The sequence below is a fragment of the Aeromonas sp. MaB10011B genome (assembly GCF_017939325.1).
In the GTDB taxonomy this organism is placed as follows: Bacteria; Pseudomonadota; Gammaproteobacteria; order Enterobacterales; family Aeromonadaceae; genus Aeromonas; species Aeromonas caviae.
In genome coordinates, this window is sequence record NZ_JAGKRK010000052.1 from 23,290 (window position 1) to 39,465 (window position 16,176).

At 62.9% G+C, this 16,176-nt stretch carries 14 protein-coding genes; 5 read left to right on the forward strand and 9 right to left on the reverse strand.

All coding sequences use genetic code 11. The features are described 5' to 3' along the window. Positions 1-24: 24 nt before the first annotated feature. Positions 25-1,488 (reverse strand): NAD-dependent succinate-semialdehyde dehydrogenase, encoded by a 1,464-nt coding sequence (locus J9893_RS13170; protein ID WP_210600575.1) that lies wholly within the window; start codon positions 1,486-1,488, stop codon positions 25-27. A gap of 309 nt (positions 1,489-1,797) precedes the next feature. Between J9893_RS13170 and puuR the strand changes: the two genes are divergently transcribed. Both puuR and J9893_RS13180 read left to right on the forward strand, forming a co-directional pair. Next, the gene (puuR, locus tag J9893_RS13175; RefSeq protein WP_029314011.1) at positions 1,798-2,406 is read left to right on the forward strand and encodes an HTH-type transcriptional regulator PuuR; all 609 of its coding nucleotides are present in this window, start codon (positions 1,798-1,800) and stop codon (positions 2,404-2,406) included. A 49-nt stretch (positions 2,407-2,455) separates the two neighbouring features. Then, positions 2,456-3,733 carry an FAD-binding oxidoreductase gene (locus J9893_RS13180; protein WP_210600576.1) on the forward strand — a complete coding sequence of 426 codons (1,278 nt, stop codon included), beginning with the start codon at positions 2,456-2,458 and terminating at the stop codon, positions 3,731-3,733. A gap of 100 nt (positions 3,734-3,833) precedes the next feature. On the opposite strand, the gene J9893_RS13185 is transcribed toward J9893_RS13180, so the two are convergent. The 5 genes from J9893_RS13185 to J9893_RS13205 all read right to left on the reverse strand — a co-directional run bounded on the left by J9893_RS13185 (position 3,834) and on the right by J9893_RS13205 (position 8,213). Further along, positions 3,834-5,027, reverse strand: coding sequence for a transporter (locus J9893_RS13185; RefSeq protein WP_042864210.1), 1,194 nt, complete (start codon positions 5,025-5,027; stop codon positions 3,834-3,836). A gap of 63 nt (positions 5,028-5,090) precedes the next feature. Then, a complete protein-coding gene (locus J9893_RS13190) occupies positions 5,091-5,750 on the reverse strand; it encodes a hypothetical protein (protein WP_010673556.1) in 660 nt (219 codons plus the stop codon). Between the two features lie 7 nt (positions 5,751-5,757). Beyond that, positions 5,758-6,435 carry a C39 family peptidase gene (locus J9893_RS13195; protein ID WP_039039335.1) on the reverse strand — a complete coding sequence of 226 codons (678 nt, stop codon included), beginning with the start codon at positions 6,433-6,435 and terminating at the stop codon, positions 5,758-5,760. A gap of 52 nt (positions 6,436-6,487) precedes the next feature. Further along, the gene (locus J9893_RS13200) at positions 6,488-7,447 is read right to left on the reverse strand and encodes a hypothetical protein (RefSeq protein ID WP_010673558.1); all 960 of its coding nucleotides are present in this window, start codon (positions 7,445-7,447) and stop codon (positions 6,488-6,490) included. A 187-nt stretch (positions 7,448-7,634) separates the two neighbouring features. After that, a complete protein-coding gene (locus tag J9893_RS13205; RefSeq protein ID WP_234929129.1) occupies positions 7,635-8,213 on the reverse strand; it encodes a hypothetical protein in 579 nt (192 codons plus the stop codon). A gap of 346 nt (positions 8,214-8,559) precedes the next feature. On the opposite strand from J9893_RS13205, the gene J9893_RS13210 reads away from it, so the two are divergent. After that, positions 8,560-9,861, forward strand: a complete 1,302-nt coding sequence (locus J9893_RS13210) for a sigma-54 dependent transcriptional regulator (protein ID WP_210600577.1) — start codon at positions 8,560-8,562, stop codon at positions 9,859-9,861. A 98-nt stretch (positions 9,862-9,959) separates the two neighbouring features. On the opposite strand, the gene ybaL is transcribed toward J9893_RS13210, so the two are convergent. Both ybaL and ggt read right to left on the reverse strand, forming a co-directional pair. Further along, a complete protein-coding gene (gene ybaL, locus J9893_RS13215; RefSeq protein ID WP_139737264.1) occupies positions 9,960-11,591 on the reverse strand; it encodes a YbaL family putative K(+) efflux transporter in 1,632 nt (543 codons plus the stop codon). Positions 11,592-11,965: 374 nt separating this feature from the next. Then, positions 11,966-13,747 carry a gamma-glutamyltransferase gene (ggt, locus tag J9893_RS13220; RefSeq protein ID WP_210600578.1) on the reverse strand — a complete coding sequence of 594 codons (1,782 nt, stop codon included), beginning with the start codon at positions 13,745-13,747 and terminating at the stop codon, positions 11,966-11,968. A 112-nt stretch (positions 13,748-13,859) separates the two neighbouring features. On the opposite strand from ggt, the gene J9893_RS13225 reads away from it, so the two are divergent. Continuing rightward, complete coding sequence (locus J9893_RS13225; protein WP_210600579.1) at positions 13,860-14,477, forward strand: GDSL-type esterase/lipase family protein; 618 nt, start codon at positions 13,860-13,862, stop codon at positions 14,475-14,477. Between the two features lie 168 nt (positions 14,478-14,645). On the opposite strand, the gene rdgC is transcribed toward J9893_RS13225, so the two are convergent. Continuing rightward, on the reverse strand, positions 14,646-15,557 hold the full coding sequence (gene rdgC, locus J9893_RS13230; protein WP_210600580.1) for a recombination-associated protein RdgC: 912 nt from the start codon (positions 15,555-15,557) through the stop codon (positions 14,646-14,648). A gap of 179 nt (positions 15,558-15,736) precedes the next feature. Here rdgC and J9893_RS13235 point away from each other — a divergent pair, with 179 nt between their 5' ends. Continuing rightward, positions 15,737-16,165 (forward strand): GNAT family N-acetyltransferase, encoded by a 429-nt coding sequence (locus tag J9893_RS13235; RefSeq protein WP_010673565.1) that lies wholly within the window; start codon positions 15,737-15,739, stop codon positions 16,163-16,165. Positions 16,166-16,176: the final 11 nt, after the last annotated feature.

Consider the following 16,176-nt stretch of genomic DNA (forward strand, 5'->3'; position numbering starts at 1 on the left):
GATGCTATTGCCCTTTCATTTCCCTCAGCGAATGCAGCCAAAGCAGAGGTATTTGGTCTCCAGGTACTCCTCCAGCCCTTCGGCCGCCCCTTCCCGGCCCAGTCCCGACTCCTTGATCCCGCCAAAGGGGGCCAGTTCGGTGGAGATGATCCCCTCGTTGATCCCCACCATGCCGTATTCGAGCCCCTCGGCCACTCGCCACACCCGGGCGATGTCGCGGCCATAGAAGTAGGCGGCCAGGCCATAGGGGGTGTCGTTGGCAAGCGCAATGGCCTCGGCTTCCGTCTCGAAGCGCACCAGAGGGGCGACGGGCCCGAAGATCTCCTCGTCCAGAATGGGGTTGCCCCGGGTGACCCCGGTCAGGATGGTGGGGTGATAGAAGAGGGGACCGGCGGGGTGGGCGTCGCCCCCCACCAGCACCCGGGCACCGGCGGCGACCGATTGCTGCACCAGCTCGGCCACCTTGCTGGCGGCGGCCGGGTTGATGAGGGGCCCGATCTGGACGCCCTCGCCCATGCCGTCCCCCACCTTGAAGGCCTTGACCGCGGCGGCGAGCTTCTCGGCGAAGGCGTCATAGACGCTGGCCTGCACCAGGATGCGGTTGGCGCAGACGCAGGTCTGGCCGGCGTTGCGGTATTTGGACGCCAGGGCCCCGGCCACGGCGGCGTCGAGGTCGGCGTCGTCAAAGACGATGAAGGGGGCGTTGCCGCCAAGCTCCAGGGAGAGGCGCTTCATGGTGTCGGCGCACTGGCGCATCAGCAGTTTGCCGATGCGGGTGGAGCCGGTGAAGGAGAGCTTGCGCACCACGGGGTTGCTGCACAGCTCGTTGCCCACCGCGCTCGCCTGATGGGAGGTGACGATGTTGATGACCCCGGCGGGAATGCCCGCCTGCTCCGCCAGTACCGCCAACGCCAGGGCGCAGAGGGGCGTTTCGGCGGCGGGCTTGATGACGATGGTACAACCGGCGGCCAGCGCCGGACCCGCCTTGCGGGTGATCATGGCGATGGGGAAGTTCCAGGGGGTGATGGCGGCCACGACCCCCACCGGCTGCTTGATGGTGGCCAGGCGCCGATCGGCGGAGAAGCCGGGGATGGTGCGGCCATAAGCACGCTTGCCCTCTTCCGCGAACCACTGGATGAAGCTGGCGCCGTAGGCCACCTCTCCTTTGGCTTCCGCCAGCGGCTTGCCCTGTTCGCAGGTCATGATATGGGCGAGCTCCTCCTGGTTGGCCATGATGCGCTCGAACCAGGCGTAGAGTTTGCTGCTGCGCTCCTTGGCGGTGAGGGCCGCCCAGGCGGGTTGCGCCGCGTGGGCGGCCGCGATGGCGAGGCGGGTATCCTCCCCGTCCATGTCGGGCACCTGGGTGATGACCTGGCCGGTGGCCGGGTTCAGGACCTTGAACCGGCGCCCGCCCAGGGACTCGCACCAGCGGCCGTCGACATAGGCCAGGGATTTGATCAGGGAGAGAGCAGATTGTGATGCTGACATAAGTAAGGGGCCTCGATAGTGGGTCTGGGTGGCGCGTTTATGTGGGCACCGCCGTATAGAATAATAAGCACGTAACGACCATAAAATGAGCCGAAATGTTTTTCAAGTGTTAAATATATTTGAGTGGACGGGGCGTCACATGCTAGAAATGGGGCTGTGAGCGCGATTGTAGCGGTTTTCATCGCGCAGAGTGTGCAAAATAATGAACGCTCTGGGTTGTGCAGGATAGTGAACGGGGCTGACGTGCCTGACTCACTATATTGACCAGGCTGCACCAGGTATTCGAATGACCATGGAAGGAGATGGGCGATGGAGCAATCCCGTGGCGAGGTCCGGTGGCGGACCATGACGGACAACCCCCTGGCGGAGCACGAGAGAAACATGGGGGAGCGGCTCGCCCGGATCCGCAGGGAGCTCGGGCTCTCCCAGCGCCGGGTGGCGGAGCTGAGCGGCCTGACCCACGGCGCCATCTGCATGATAGAGCAGAACAAGGTGAGCCCCTCGGTGGCCTCCCTGCAAAAGCTGCTGAGCGTCTACGAGCTGCCGTTGTCGCGCTTCTTCGCCGAAGAGGAGGTGGCGAGCACGCCCAGCGTGGTGATCAAGGCGGAGCAGCTCATTGAGCTCGGCAGCCAGGGGGTCTCCATGAAGCTGGTGCACAACGGCAACAATCGGCGCCAGCTCGGCTTCATGCTGGAGACCTATGCCCCCGGCACCGACACCGGCGGCGTGGTGAAGCATCAGGGGGAGGAGGTGGGCACCGTGCTGGAAGGGTCGGTGCTGCTGACCCTGGCCGGCCAGACCTATGAACTGTGCGCCGGGGACAGCTATGTCATCGACACCGGCGAGCCCCACAGTTTCAGCAATCCCTCGGGGCAGGTCTGCCGCATCGTCAGCGCCCACACCCCGGCCAGCTTTTAATGTGAACAACCCGTTGTGTTGGAAACGAACCGGTAAGGAAACAGGGATCATGACCGAACATGTAAACAGTTACTACGCAGCCAGTGCCAACAAACACGCGCCCTATCCCACGCTCACCGAGCAGCTGGAGTGCGACGTCTGTGTCATAGGCGCAGGCTACACCGGCCTCTCCAGTGCGCTGCATCTGGTGGAGAAGGGGTACAAGGTGGTGGTGCTGGAGGCGGCCAGGGTCGGCTTTGGCGCCAGCGGCCGCAACGGCGGCCAGATCGTCAACTCCTACAGCCGCGACATCGACACCATCGAAGCGAACTGCCCGCCGGATCAGGCCAGGCTGCTCGGCTCCATGTTGTTTGAGGGGGGCCAGATCATCCGCGAGCGGATCAAACGCTACAACATCCAGTGCGATCTGCAGGAGGGCGGGGTGTTCGCCGCCGAGACCGAGAAGCAGCTGCACGAGCTCAAGGCGCAGAAGGCGCGCTGGGAGAAGTGGGGCAACGACCAGCTGGAGCTGCTCGATGCCGACGGGGTGCGCGAGGTGGTCGCAAGCGATCGCTACGTCGGCGCCCTGCTGGACAAGAGCGGCGGCCATATTCACCCTCTCAATCTGGCGCTGGGGGAGGCGGAAGCCATCCGCATGCAGGGGGGGCTTATCTTCGAGCAGTCCGCCGTCACCAGCATTACTCCGGGTCAGCCGGCGTTGGTCAAGACCGCCAAAGGGGCGGTGAAGGCACGCTTTATCGTGGTGGCCGGCAACGCCTACCTCGGCAATCTGGTGCCGGAACTGGCCAGCAAGAGCATGCCTTGCGGCACCCAGGTGATCGCCACCGAAGTGCTGGGAGAGGAGCGGGCCCGTTCACTCTTGCCACAGAACTACTGTCTGGAGGATTGCAACTACCTGCTCGACTACTACCGTACCTCCGGCGATCACCGGTTGATCTATGGCGGCGGCGTGGTCTATGGCGCGCGGGATCCGGCGGACATCGAGCGGCTGATCATCCCCAAGATGCTCAAGACTTTCCCGCAGCTGGCCGACGTCAAGGTGGAGTACACCTGGACCGGCAACTTCCTGCTCACCCTGTCGCGCCTGCCGCAGTTTGGCCGCATCGGTCACAACATCTACTACATGCAGGGCTACAGCGGCCACGGCGTCACCTGTACCCATCTGGCGGGCAAGCTGCTCTCCGAGGTGCTGAGCGGTCAGGCGGAGCGCTTCGATGCGTTCGCCAGGCTGCCGCACTACCCCTTCCCGGGTGGCCGCCTGCTGCGCATCCCCTTCACCGCCGCCGGCGCCGCCTGGTACACCCTGCGCGATCGACTGGGGGTGTGATGACAAGGTGGCCCGCCAGGCAGGCTGGCGGCAACAAGAAGAGGGAGGCGTTATGCCTCCCTCGTTTTTTTGCCGTCAACCTGCCGGGGTCCTGACGGGGCTAGAAGCGGTAGGGGAAGCGGATCCCGATGGTGTAGTCCGGTGCGTCCGTGGTGAGCCCGGCAGACCAGTTGACCGCCATGGAGAGGTTGTCGGTGATGGCCCAGGTCGACCCCATGCCAAAGCTGGCGGCGTTGGCATCGGAGCCGGTGACCTTCTCCATGGCAAAGCCTTCGGACCCCTGCTCGGACTCCATGGTGACGCGCTGGTTGATGTTGAAGGAGAGGCTGAAGCGTTCGTTGAGGGCGAATGCGACCCCCAGGCCATATTCATACCAGTCCCCCAGCTGGATGCTGCCGGGCTGGTTGCCGGGCTGGTAGGAGATATCGTCAAAGTCCTGCTTGAGGCTGTGGCCATAGTTGAGGCTGGCAAACAGGATGGCGGGATCCATGGTCTTGACCAGGGAGAAGCCGGTAGAGAGCTGCCAGAGCCCGTTGCCGGTGGCGAGCTCCTTGGGGGTCACCAGGTTGCCCGATTCCGAGGTGTTGATCTCGATGCCGTAAGGATCCTTGCCGGTCGGCGCCTTGGCCCGGAAGTTCCACACCAGATCTGGCCAATCCTCGCTCTCTGCCATGACCCTGTAGTAGATGGCGAGGCTGAGATCCCCCAGACCGCCATCGCTGACGCTCTGCTCCTCGAAGTCGCGGCTGGAGTTCTCCTTGCCGGTGCTCTGGTAGTTGGTGTTGCGGAACATGTAGGGGAGGGCCAGCTCCAGTTGCCAGCGATCGTTGAGGGTGTAGCGGGTGATGACATCCGCCGTCCACTGATCGGAGCGCACCCGATCCAGGTTGATTTCGCCAAGGAAGATGGCGTCCAGGGCGAGGAAGCCGCGCAGGGCGAGATCCTTGCGGTTGTAGTGCTGGTAGGAGAGGCCCACATCGACGGTCAGGGCGCGGTCGAACACATTGTGCTGTTCGATCATCAGGTCTTCGGTGCTGCGGCCGACTTCCGGCGTGCGCCGTGAGGCGTCCTGCTGGGTGGAGGCGACGGCGGCCCCGGCTCCGGCGGTTGCCGTCGTGGCACCGGCGGCCTTGACGGCCTCCAGGCGAGCCTGGAGCTGATGGAGGGCCTGGTTTTGCTGGATCAGTTGCTGGCGCAGGAGATCCAGCTGTTGTTGCAGGGCCTCCTCCTCGGCCGTGGCCCCCCAGCAGGCGAAGGGGGCGAGGGCAATCAACAGCATGCGAGACTGTTTCATCGGGATACGTCCTTGTTGTTTATCATCCTTTCTTATAGTTCAGCCCCGGGAACTCACCTGCTCTCAGCGCGAAAACCAGATGCGGGTCTGATTGAGCGTCTGCAAACCGTCCCCCCTGACCTTGTTGAACTGCAGCAGCCCCCGGCTGAAGTCGGTACCGCGCAGGCTCTGCTCCAGCAGGACCCGGCCGTCGGAAGAGTGTAGTTGCAAGCCGGCATAATTCCCCGAGACCCGATAAGTGGCGGTGCCAAGATCGCCCTGGTGCTCGTAGCTGCCCGCCTGAACCAGGTGTCCCGTCATGGTGGGGGTGGTCAGTTCAATACCGGTCTGGTTGACCGAGCTGTTGCCGCTCCCCTCCAGTTGAACGACCTGCACCAGCCCGGCCCCCTGCACCTGGGCCTCCTTGGCGGGCGTGGCCGCGGGCTTGACCTCATCCTTGACGCGCACATCCAGCTTGGGTTTGTTTTGCACAATGCTCAGCGCCAGGTTCATGGCCGCCGTCTGCTGGGCCTGGGCCGTGGTCAGTGACGAGATGAACTCGATGCCGAAGTAGCTGATGCCATGGCTGCTGACATAGCGGCCGCGCAGGTGGGCCAGCTCCCCGTCCGCCAGTTCGGGCGCAAAGTGGTCTGACAGATGGGCCAGCGGGTCCGGTGCTGCCAGCAGCGGAGAGGCGATGCCACCCAGGCTGCAGAGGAGGCATAGGGCGGGTCGGGTATTCATGATGACCTCACATTAGCTCTTTGTGCTGAAAACCGAATTCCAGCAGGGATGTTTCATTGACCGGGGCGAAGAGCCCATCCTTGCCTCTGACAGAGAGCGGGGGAGAGGGGTTGGCAAGGGGGGCATCGGGACGATAGCCCGCGCCGATGACGGCGAGGAGGATGCCGTTCCAGCTCTCCTTGAACTCCTTGAACGTGATCACCCGGTTGCCGAGGGCCGGGTCTGCCAGATAGACGCGATCGTGGCGATCGATGGCCCGCAGCACGGCAAAGTGCTGATAGCCGCGAATGTTGAGCAGGACGATGGTGGGCACCCTCACCTGGCGCAGTTTTTCATCGCCCAGTCGATACCCTCTGACCCGCATGCCGAGCATTTGCAGGTACTGCTTCATGTCGAGCATGGAGAAGCCGTAGTGCTTGACCTGCTCCGGGTCTGCCATGGCAAGCATGCCATCCATGACCCAGCGTTCATTGGTTGCATGGCCGTAGGCGTAGCGCAAGATGGTGGCGACGGCGGCGGCCCCGCAGCTGAAATCCGTATGTTGGCGCTCGATGTTGGCGTACCGGCGCTCCAGAATGCTCTGCACCGGTTTGTTGAGATCCCCCAGCGCCGGGAGATGCTCCCCCAGTGGCACCGAGCCTGCCCAGACGGCAGGACAGCACAGCAACAGCAACAGCCAGCGCATTCAGACCTCCAGTGTCAGGGAAAAAGGGGGCACTGGGCCCCCTCGCACCGACTTACTTGGCAAACCCTGCGGCCAGCGAGAGATTGTTCGCTTGCAGGTTGTTGGTCCCCGAGGAGACGTTCACCCCGATGTTGCCCACGGCACCGTTGAAGGCGCCGCCATCGATGGTTGCCCGGTTGAAGGTTTCGCGGCTGGTGTAGGTGTTGACCACGGGAATATACCCGACGGCGTACCCACTGAGCTTGATGTCACCCTCTTCCTTGAACTCGAACTTGCCATCATCTTTCGGGTTGTTGTTGCCGTACCTGTCGTTGTCATTGTCGTGGCCATGTCCTTTCTTGACATCATGGCCGGTACCGCCTCCCTCGTAATCGCCCCAAGCCTTGAGACCGAGGAACACACCCGCCTTGTCAACCGTCTTGGTTGCACTCAGGCTTTGGTTTTCGGTCATGTTCTTGGAGACGCTCTGGCTGTTGGCCACGGTGGCCACGGCCATGTTGCCGGTGGACACGGACGCTGCCATGTTGTTGGCCTGGACGTTACCCGAGCCCGAGGTCACGTTGACCCCGATGTTGCCTGCGGCATCCTTGAAGGCCCCATCGCCCACACCGGCCTTGTTCTGATGGCCGTGATTGGTCGTCCAGTTGTTGCTGGCGCTCTGGGTGGAGAAGACCTCGGCATCCGACGATCCGCCAGGGGCGCCATGTTGTTGTTGACCACGACCCATGATGAACTCGGCATCGACCTCGTCATAGGCGGCCAGGGAAGCGCTGTTGCCCTGTACGTTGGAGTCACCGGCTGCGACGTTGGCGCCGATGTTACCGGATGCACCCTTGAACGAGCCGTCGATCTTGCTCGTGTTCTCCGTTCTTGTATTGGCGGTGCCTATCATGGAACTGGACTGCTGGTTGTCCACGACGGCCATGCCGAGTTTGTTGACGTTGATGTAGCCGCCGACATTGACCCTGCCTTCGTATTCCACATCGACTTCTGCCTTGACCTTCTTGGTCAAGGTTGCCCCTGTCTCATCTCTGTCACCGCGGTAATCGGCGGATGCAGTGCCCGACATGGCCATGATGACCGCGGCGGCTAATGAGCTATAAATAAGTCCACGCATAATGAGTCTCTCCATTGAACTTTCAGCGGAAGATATGCCCATCGGCTGATACCCCCGGGCCTGGCTTCCTATCCCTGCGGCATCATGGGGATGCCGTTACTGCGCCAGCCAGGGGCAGGGAAACCATGTTGACTGACTGGTTTCCCTGTCCCGTGACCTGGTTCACCTGAATGACCCCCTTGCTGCCCGTGAGGGCGGTGTCATCCAGATAGATGCTGGTAGTGGTGTTGGCGGGGGGCTTTCCCCCTGGGGTCTTCGCGACGCTGGAGCTGAGATTGATGTCGGTCACGACACCCAGGCCGCTGTCATCGAGGGACAGGGCGAAGGCGTTCAGTTGCTGGTTCCCCTCACCCGCCCCCTGATTGATGCCGACCAGTCCCCGGTTCTGGCTCAGGGCCGAGCCCAGGATGGCGACGCTCTGGCTGCCGTTCAGATTGGTGGTGGATTGATTCAGCTGACCAAATTGAATGACGGCCGGACCCGAAATGGCGATGGCGGCAAGATTGCCTTGTTGGTTGTTATTGCCGGCAACCATATTGACGCCCATGGAACCACGAATATTGCTCAATGCCTGAGCACCGAGATCGACCCGGTTTTGTGCCATTGAGGGGTGGGCCAATGCCAGAAAAGGAAATGCTGCCAATGCAATATATATTTTCATGTTCTGTCTCCATATGCCAGGAGGGCTTATTGGAGAGAGCAACGACCATGCCAATTCACAACTATATGATTTTTAGTTGTTTTTTATTTGATATAATTGTTTTTACGTCTCAATATTGAGAGCGACATATTATGTCGCCAAGTAAGCGCTTATTTATCAATGGATTTATTTTTTCTCACGGATAATTTGGCTGTCTCAATATTGTGGTGCCATCAATCTAAAGGCGGGATGGTTTATAGTTATCATCGTCTGGCCATATTAAATGGCGCCATTTGATGATAAAGGGAGTTATCTGGACAAGTCGTCAGACTCCTTCGTGCAGTGGCGATAACAAGGAGTTGTCCCTATGACAGAAACGGCATTGTTGCTCATCAATTCATGTGCCGTACTGGAAAGCCTGCTGGAACAAGGCGAGTGGCAGGTGGAGCAGGCAAGCTCCCTGGTGGTGGCAGAGAAAAAACTGCAGGAAAAGGACTATCCCCTGGTGCTGGTGGTGATCGAGCATCAGCAGCACGAAGCCCTCTACAACCTGATTGCGCAGCACTCCGGCGCCTTGTGGATCGGCCTCATCCAGCGGGACTGTCTCGCCAGCGAAGCCCTTCGCAATTTGCTGGCAGCCTGTTTTCATGATTTTCACACCTTTCCCCTGGACAGAGACAGGCTCTCCCACAGCCTGGGACATGCCCTGGGGATGGCGCGCCTCATCCGGCGACACCGCCCCCGACTGCAACCCCAGCTGCGTTTCATCCAGGGGGAGAGCGTCCCCATCCGCCAGTTGCGCGACCAGATCGTGCGGTTGCAGCATTGCCGCCTGCCCGTACTGGTGACGGGACCGAGCGGCACGGGCAAGGAGCTGGTGGCCCGGGAGCTGCACTACAGCACGTTCGGGGAGGAGAGCCCCTTCGTCGCGGTCAATTGCGGGGCCATGCCCCATCAGCTCATCCAGTCCGAGCTGTTCGGCCACGTCAAGGGGGCCTTCACCGGGGCACAGCACCACAAGATAGGCAAGATAGAGGCCGCCGATGGCGGCACCCTGTTTCTCGACGAGATAGGGGAGTTGCCACTGGAGGATCAGGCAACCCTGCTGCGCTTCTTGCAGGAGCAGTGCATAGAGGCGGTGGGCAGCCACCTGACGCGTCGTGTGGATGTGCGGATCATCGCGGCCACCAATATCGATGTGGAGCAGGCGGTGGCCAGCGGCGGATTTCGCATGGATCTCTATTACCGGCTCAACGTGGTGCGCCTGCGCACCCCGGCCTTGTGCGAGCGGGCGGAAGACATCCAGCTCCTTGCCGATGACATTCTGGCGGAAGTGCGGGGCGGGCGGGTGCTCAGCTTCACCCGCAAGGCGCGCCAGGCCATGCAGTCCTATGGCTGGCCGGGGAATGTGAGGGAACTGCGCAACCGGGTGCAGCGGGCGGTGGTCATGTGCAGCGGCCCCTTCATCGAAGCCGATGACATGGAGCTGACCAACATGGACAGCCTGCTGCTCGACGGCTCGCTCAAGGCGGTGCGCGAAGCGGCGGAGCGTCAGGCCTTGCAACGGACGCTGGCCCGCTTCCCCGATCAGCTCGAGGAGGTGGCCCGCACGCTCAATATCTCCCGGGCCACCCTCTATCGCCTGCTGGACAAGCACGATCTGCTGTGAGGGGACGGCAGTATCGCCCCGTCATGCAAAAAGCCCGGGCAGCAGGCCCGGGCTGCTTGTCTGGCCCCGTCGTGGGGACTCGTGACTTCCGATGAGCTTCAGGCCATCTCCATGGCGAGGTGACAGAGTCGCCGCGCAGCCTCCTCCTCGCTCTTGACCACCTGATGCACGCCGCGCACGCGCAGATGATGCACCTCCTCGTGCTGGTGGGCACAGGCGGCGATGCGCATCAGGGCGCCGTATTCCTGCGCCCTGATGGCTATCTCACCGGCCAGCAGGCTGTCATCCAGGGTGATCAGCAGCCAGCTGGCGTTGGGCAGCGCCGCCGTCAGCAGATCCTGCTGGATGGGATGGCCCGCCAGACAGGTGATCCCCATGGCGCGCCAGGGGGCCAGCAGTCGCTCGTCGGTGTCGATCACCACCATCTCCCTGCCTTGTTCATGCAACTGCCGGATGAGGTGCTGACCTATCTCGTCGGCGCCCACTACCACCACATGGCCCTGCAAGGGGCAGAGGTGAGGTGACCCATCGGTGCGTGGATCGGGATGGCGCCTCAGCCAGCGCTCCGCCTGGTTGAAGACCAGCGGATTGAGCACGATGGAGAAACAGGCGCCGACCAGCACCAGGTCACGGGCGACTCCGGGGACCAGCTCGAGCATGACTCCGAGACCCATCAGGATGAAGGAGAACTCCCCCACCTGTGCCAGGCTGGCGGAGATGGTCAGCGCCGTGCGCTGGCTGTGGCCAAAGAGCCGCACGATGGCGAAGGCGGCCACGGATTTGCCGATCACGATGACGAACAGGGTGGCCAGCACGGCCAGGGGCTCGCGCAGCAGGATGACGGGGTCGAACAGCATGCCCACGGAGACGAAGAAGAGCACGGCGAAGGCGTCCTGCAGGGGCAGGGTGTCGTTGGCCGCCTTGTGGCTCAGATGTGAGCTGTTCATCACGACGCCTGCGAAGAAGGCGCCGAGGGCAAAGGAGACGCCAAACAGCTTGACGGCGCCAAAAGCGATGCCCAGGGAACAGGAGAGGACGGCCAGGGTGAACAGCTCGCGGGAGCCGGTGGCGGCGGTGCGGGCCAGCAGCCAGGGGATGAGGCGTCGCCCTCCGATGACCATCAGGGCGATGAAGGCAGCCACCTTGGCCAGGGTCAGGCCGATATCCGCCATCACCTGGGCCGGGGTCAGTGCCTCGCCCCCCTGCTGCAGGTTGGCGAGGATGGGGAGCAGTACCAGGGCCAGCACCATCACCAGATCCTCCACGATGAGCCAGCCGATGGCGATGCGTCCCTCGTTGGTGTCGAGCTGGCCGCGGCTCTCCAGGGCGCGCAGCAGCACCACGGTACTGGCGGTGGAGAGGGCCAGGCCAAACACCAGGCCGGCGGTCACGGTCCAGTCGAGCAGTTGGGAGAGGCCAAGGCCGAGCAGGGTCGCAAGGGTTATCTGGACGATGGCTCCCGGGATGGCGATGTGTTTCACCGACAGCAGGTCTTTCACGGAAAAGTGAAGGCCGACACCAAACATCAGCAGGATGACGCCGATTTCGGCCAGCTCGGGGGCGAGCCGCAGGTCGGCGACATAGCCCGGCGTAAAGGGGCCGCATACCACGCCGGCCGCGAGGTAGCCCACCATGGGGGAGATGCGCAGGCGGCTTGCCAGCATGCCGAAGAGGTAGGCCAGCACGAGGCCGCCTACCAGGGTGGTGATAAGGGGGAGTGAGTGGTCCATGTCGTCACCTCGCTAATGGCAGTCAGGGGCTACCAGATCACCCGAAGGCGAAGAGGGCAGCTGTCAATGAGCAGGGGGCGAAAGAGACAGAAGTTGGCCGTATCAAGGGGAAATCTTGAGGGCAACAGATGCCGTTTCTATTGAAAAGTAATGCATTTATATACCATGAGCAACACTGTTCCAGTTTTTGCGTTGGTTTTGATGAAAAGCATCTTTAATGCATTGCGATTGGGTGAAAAGAGTGTGCGGTTAAAGAAAAATTGGCAGGAATAATCAATCGATGATGATATTGGGAGGCAAGGGAGAACACCTATGAGCACACGGCATGGAGGAGGCTGGCCTCCTCCATGGTGAACGAGGGTGCTGAAGGGGCATCACTCTCCCCTGGCGACCCCCTCACGTCTGGGGTCTGCGGCCCCCAGCCAGCCGCCGGCATGGCGCTGGACGCCCTGCAGCCCGGAGGTCTGCTCGTTAAGCAGGACCTCGTGCCCTCTGGCCTTGAGCCCCTGGACCACGGTATCGGGCGTGCGCCCCTGCTCCAGCTCGGTGGGGCCGTTGCGACTGCCGAAATTGGGCAGGTTGATGGCCTGCTGCAGGTCGAGCCCCCAATCCTGGGTGCCGAGCAGCGCCTTGCCCACGTAGTTGATGATGGCCGAGCCTCCCGGGGATCCCAGGCTCATCTCCAGCTCGCCGCTTGCCTTGTCAAACACCAGCAGGGGAGACATGGAGGAGCGGGGGCGCTTGCCGGGCTCCACCCGGTTGGCCACCGGCAGGCCGGCGGCGTCCACCGAGGTGAAGGAGAAGTCGGTGAGCTGGTTGTTCAGCAGGTAGCCGTTGACCATCAGCCGCGAGCCGAAGCCATCCTCGATGGAGCTGGTCATGGCCACCGCCATGCCGCTCTTGTCCACGATGGAGATGTGGCTGGTGGAGGGCAGCTCCGGGGTGGCGTCCCGGCCCCTGGCCAGCGCCCGGGGCGGGTTGCCGGGCTGGGCGACGCCCATGGAGCGGTTGCCGATAAGGTGCCCCCGCTGCGCCAGATAGCCCTTGTCCAGCAGGCCTGTCACCGGCACGTCGACGACGTCGCCGTCGGCCACGTACTGGTTGCGATCGGCGAAGGCGAGGCGTGCCGCCTCGCTGTAGAGGTGAATGGCCTCGCTGGAGGCGGCCAGTTGGCCCTGCTCCCCCTGTACCGGTTTGAGGGCGGCCATGTCCCGGCTTTCCAGCATGCCGAAGATCTGGCCGAGGGCCAGGGTGCCGGAGGAGGGGGTCGGGAAGCCGCAGATCTCGCTCTGGCGATAGTCAAAGCAGAGCCCGTCCCGCAGCTTGGCCCGGTAGCTGGCGAGATCGGCGGCGCTCAGTACCCCGGGGTTGGTCGGGTGGGCGTGCACCTTGGCCACCATGGCCTCGGCCAGCGGGCCGCGATAGAAGGCATCGGGGCCGTCGCTGGCCAGGGTTCGCAGCACCCTGGCCAGGGCAGGGTTGGTGAGCCGGGTACCTGCCGTCTTGGGAGTGCCATCCGCCTGATAGAAGTAGGCGCGGGCGTCCGGATCCCCGGCCAGATAGGGATCTTTTGCCAGCAGGGTGGCGAGGCGGGGGCTTATCACGAACCCTTGCTCCGCGAGGGTGATGGCGGGTTCGAACAGCGTGGCCCAGGGCAGCTTGCCATAGCGCTCGTGCGCCAGGGCCAGAGCGCGCACCGTGCCGGGGGCGCCGACGGAGCGCCCGCCCACCACCCCCTCATAGAAGGCCATGGGTTTGCCCTCCTTCATGAAGAGCTGATCGGTGGCAGCGGCGGGGGCTGTTTCCCGGCCATCCACCGCCGCCACCTGCTTGCCGTCCCACACCAGCATGAGGGAGCCGCCGCCGATGCCCGAGGATTGAGGCTCCACCAGGGTCAATACCAGCTGGACGGCGATGGCTGCATCGACGGCGCTGCCCCCCGCCTTGATGATCTGGTAGCCCGCATCCACCGCCAGCGGGTTGGCCGCCGCCACCATGAAGTCACGGCCTTGCCAGCCGGGTTTGTCAATCCAGCCGCTGGCCGCTTCCGGGGCGATCAGGGTCTGGGGAGGAGGGACATAGTGAAAGCCGTCCTGGGAGGCGCAGCCGCCAAGCAGGCCGAGGGCGACCAGCAGGCCGAGGGGTTTGAGGGACATGACAGGCTCCTTGTCGGTTTCTTGTTCACCTGCCGAAATGTGTCACACTTGGAGCTTGATTAAAAGTTTGTCTTAATACTCATATGGTTACAAAACTATCAAGGAGGCGCTCATGACACACCGGGGGATGCTGGCGAAACCTTGCATGGCGGGGCTGCTCTGCCTGTTGCTGACGGCCTGCGGGGAGCCGACCTTCAGACCGCTGGCCCAGGGGGAGACCCTGCTCGCCTTCGGGGACAGTCTGACCGAGGGGCGCGGGGCGAGCCCGTCCCAAAGCTACCCCAGCGTGCTGGCGACCCTGAGCGGCCATCCCGTGGTCAATGGCGGGGTGTCCGGAGAGCTGAGCCAGGCCGGCAGGGCCCGCCTGCCCGGGTTGCTGGCCCGGCACAGACCCGCTCTGGTCATCCTGCTGGAGGGGGGCAACGACATCCTGCGTGGCAGCGGAGAGGCGGCCCTCAAGGCCAATCTCGCCGCCATGATAGAGGCGGTGCAGGGGAGCGGGGCCCAGATCCTGCTTGTCGGGGTGCCCCGAAAATCCCTGTTTGCCGATGGCGCCCCCCTCTACGAAGAGCTGGCAGATCAGTACGGGCTGGTGCTGGACAACGACAGCATCGGCGAGTTGCTGCGAGACCCGGCCCTGAAGTCCGATGCGGTGCATTTCAATGCCGAGGGTTACCGCACCCTGGCGCAGCGACTTCATCGACTGTTGCAGGAAAGGGGGGCACTCTAGCGAGGTGTCATGCTGTCGGGGTAGTGCATAATGCTGCTAAGGCCTATATGGTCAGGAGATTGAGCTGCGGCGCTACCCCGGAAGGGGCCAGCCCGTGGCGACGATGTCGATGGAGATGAAAAAACCGCCGTGAAGGCGGTTTTTTGCAATCAGGCTGAGCCAATTTGCTTAGATGGACTGCTCTTCACCACCCAGGGCAGCAAACAGGGCCGGGATGAACTGGGAGAGCTCGGCGGTGACCAGGGCGAAGTCGGCGTCCAGGCGGGCGGCGGGATCTTCACTGGTGACGTCGTCGTTCTGCTCGCGCAGCTCTTCGCTGAACTTGAGGCGCTTGATGGAGAGATCATCCCCCAGCACGAAGCTCAGGGTTTCGCCCCAGTTGAGGGCCAGCTTGGTCACCAGCTTGTCGTTGGCCAGGTGATTCTTGATCTCCTCGCTCATCAGATCCTGCTGCTTGCAGCGGATGATGCCGCCGTGCTCCATGGCGCTGCGCAGCTCGGCTTCGTCCTCCAGGGTGAAGGCGGCGGGCAGGTTGCTCTCGTTGAGCCACTCGGTCATGGTGATCTCGGGCGGGTTCTTGAGGGCCACCGGCACCACCGGCAGGGAGCCGATGGATTTGCGCAAGAGCGCCAGCAGATCGTCCGCCTTCTTGGCGGAGCCTGCATCCACCACCATCAGGTTGTCGGCAGGGTTTATCCAGGCGAAGGTCTGGCTGGTGCGGCTGAAGGCGCGGGGCAGCAGAGTGTGCATGATCTCCTCTTTCAGCGCCTCCTTCTCTTTCTTCTTGAGGGCGCGGCCCTGCTCGAATTCAATGGCCTCTACCTTCTCCGCCAGCATCTCCTTGACCACGGTGCCGGGCAGCATCTTCTCTTCCTTGCGAGCGCACAGCAGGATATGGCCAGAGGCGGCGTGGGTCAGGGTGGAGCCGAATTTGCCAAGGGGCTTGACCCACCCGAACCGGGAGATGTCCTGGCTGCCGCATGGGGTGAAGGCGCAGGCTTCCAGCTGGGTTTCCAGCTGCTCAACGGTCAGGTCGAAGGGGCGGGTAAAGCGGTAAATCTGCAGGTTTTTAAACCACATGGCGTCCTCGGTCTCTAGATTGTCCGGCGGGCATTGTACTAGAGAGGCGCTTTGTGATCAGCCAATCATTCTCGCTAAATAAAGGGCGATCGACCTCACAGGGCCCCATCTTGATCCCCCGGGCGCGGGCCCAACTCCCCTAGACTGCGAGTGTTCACATTGCTGACAAGGAGGCGACCATGTTGAGACAGAGTCGGCCGGAAGACATGGAAGAGATCGTCGAAATCTGGCTCCTGGCCTCCCTGCAGGCCCACGATTTCGTCGATGCCTCCTGCTGGTGGCAGGCTCAGGAGGAGCTGCGTACCCGCTACCTCGATCACGCCCGCATCTGGGTGTTCGAGGAGCGAGGGGACCTGCTCGGCTTCATGGCGCTGGTGGATGATTACCTGGCCGCACTCTTCGTGCGCCCCGATAGGCAGGGGCGGGGGGTGGGGCACGCCCTGTTGCAGGAAGCCAGATCCAGATGTGCCGAGCTGCATACCCGGGTCTTCGTGGAGAACGAGCCGGCGGTGCGTTTCTACCGCCGCCACGGCTTTGAAATCGGGGGGGAGGTGCCCGATCCCCTCACCGGCCATCTTCAGTACCAGATGCATTACCAAGCCGTCTGAATCTGACGTCT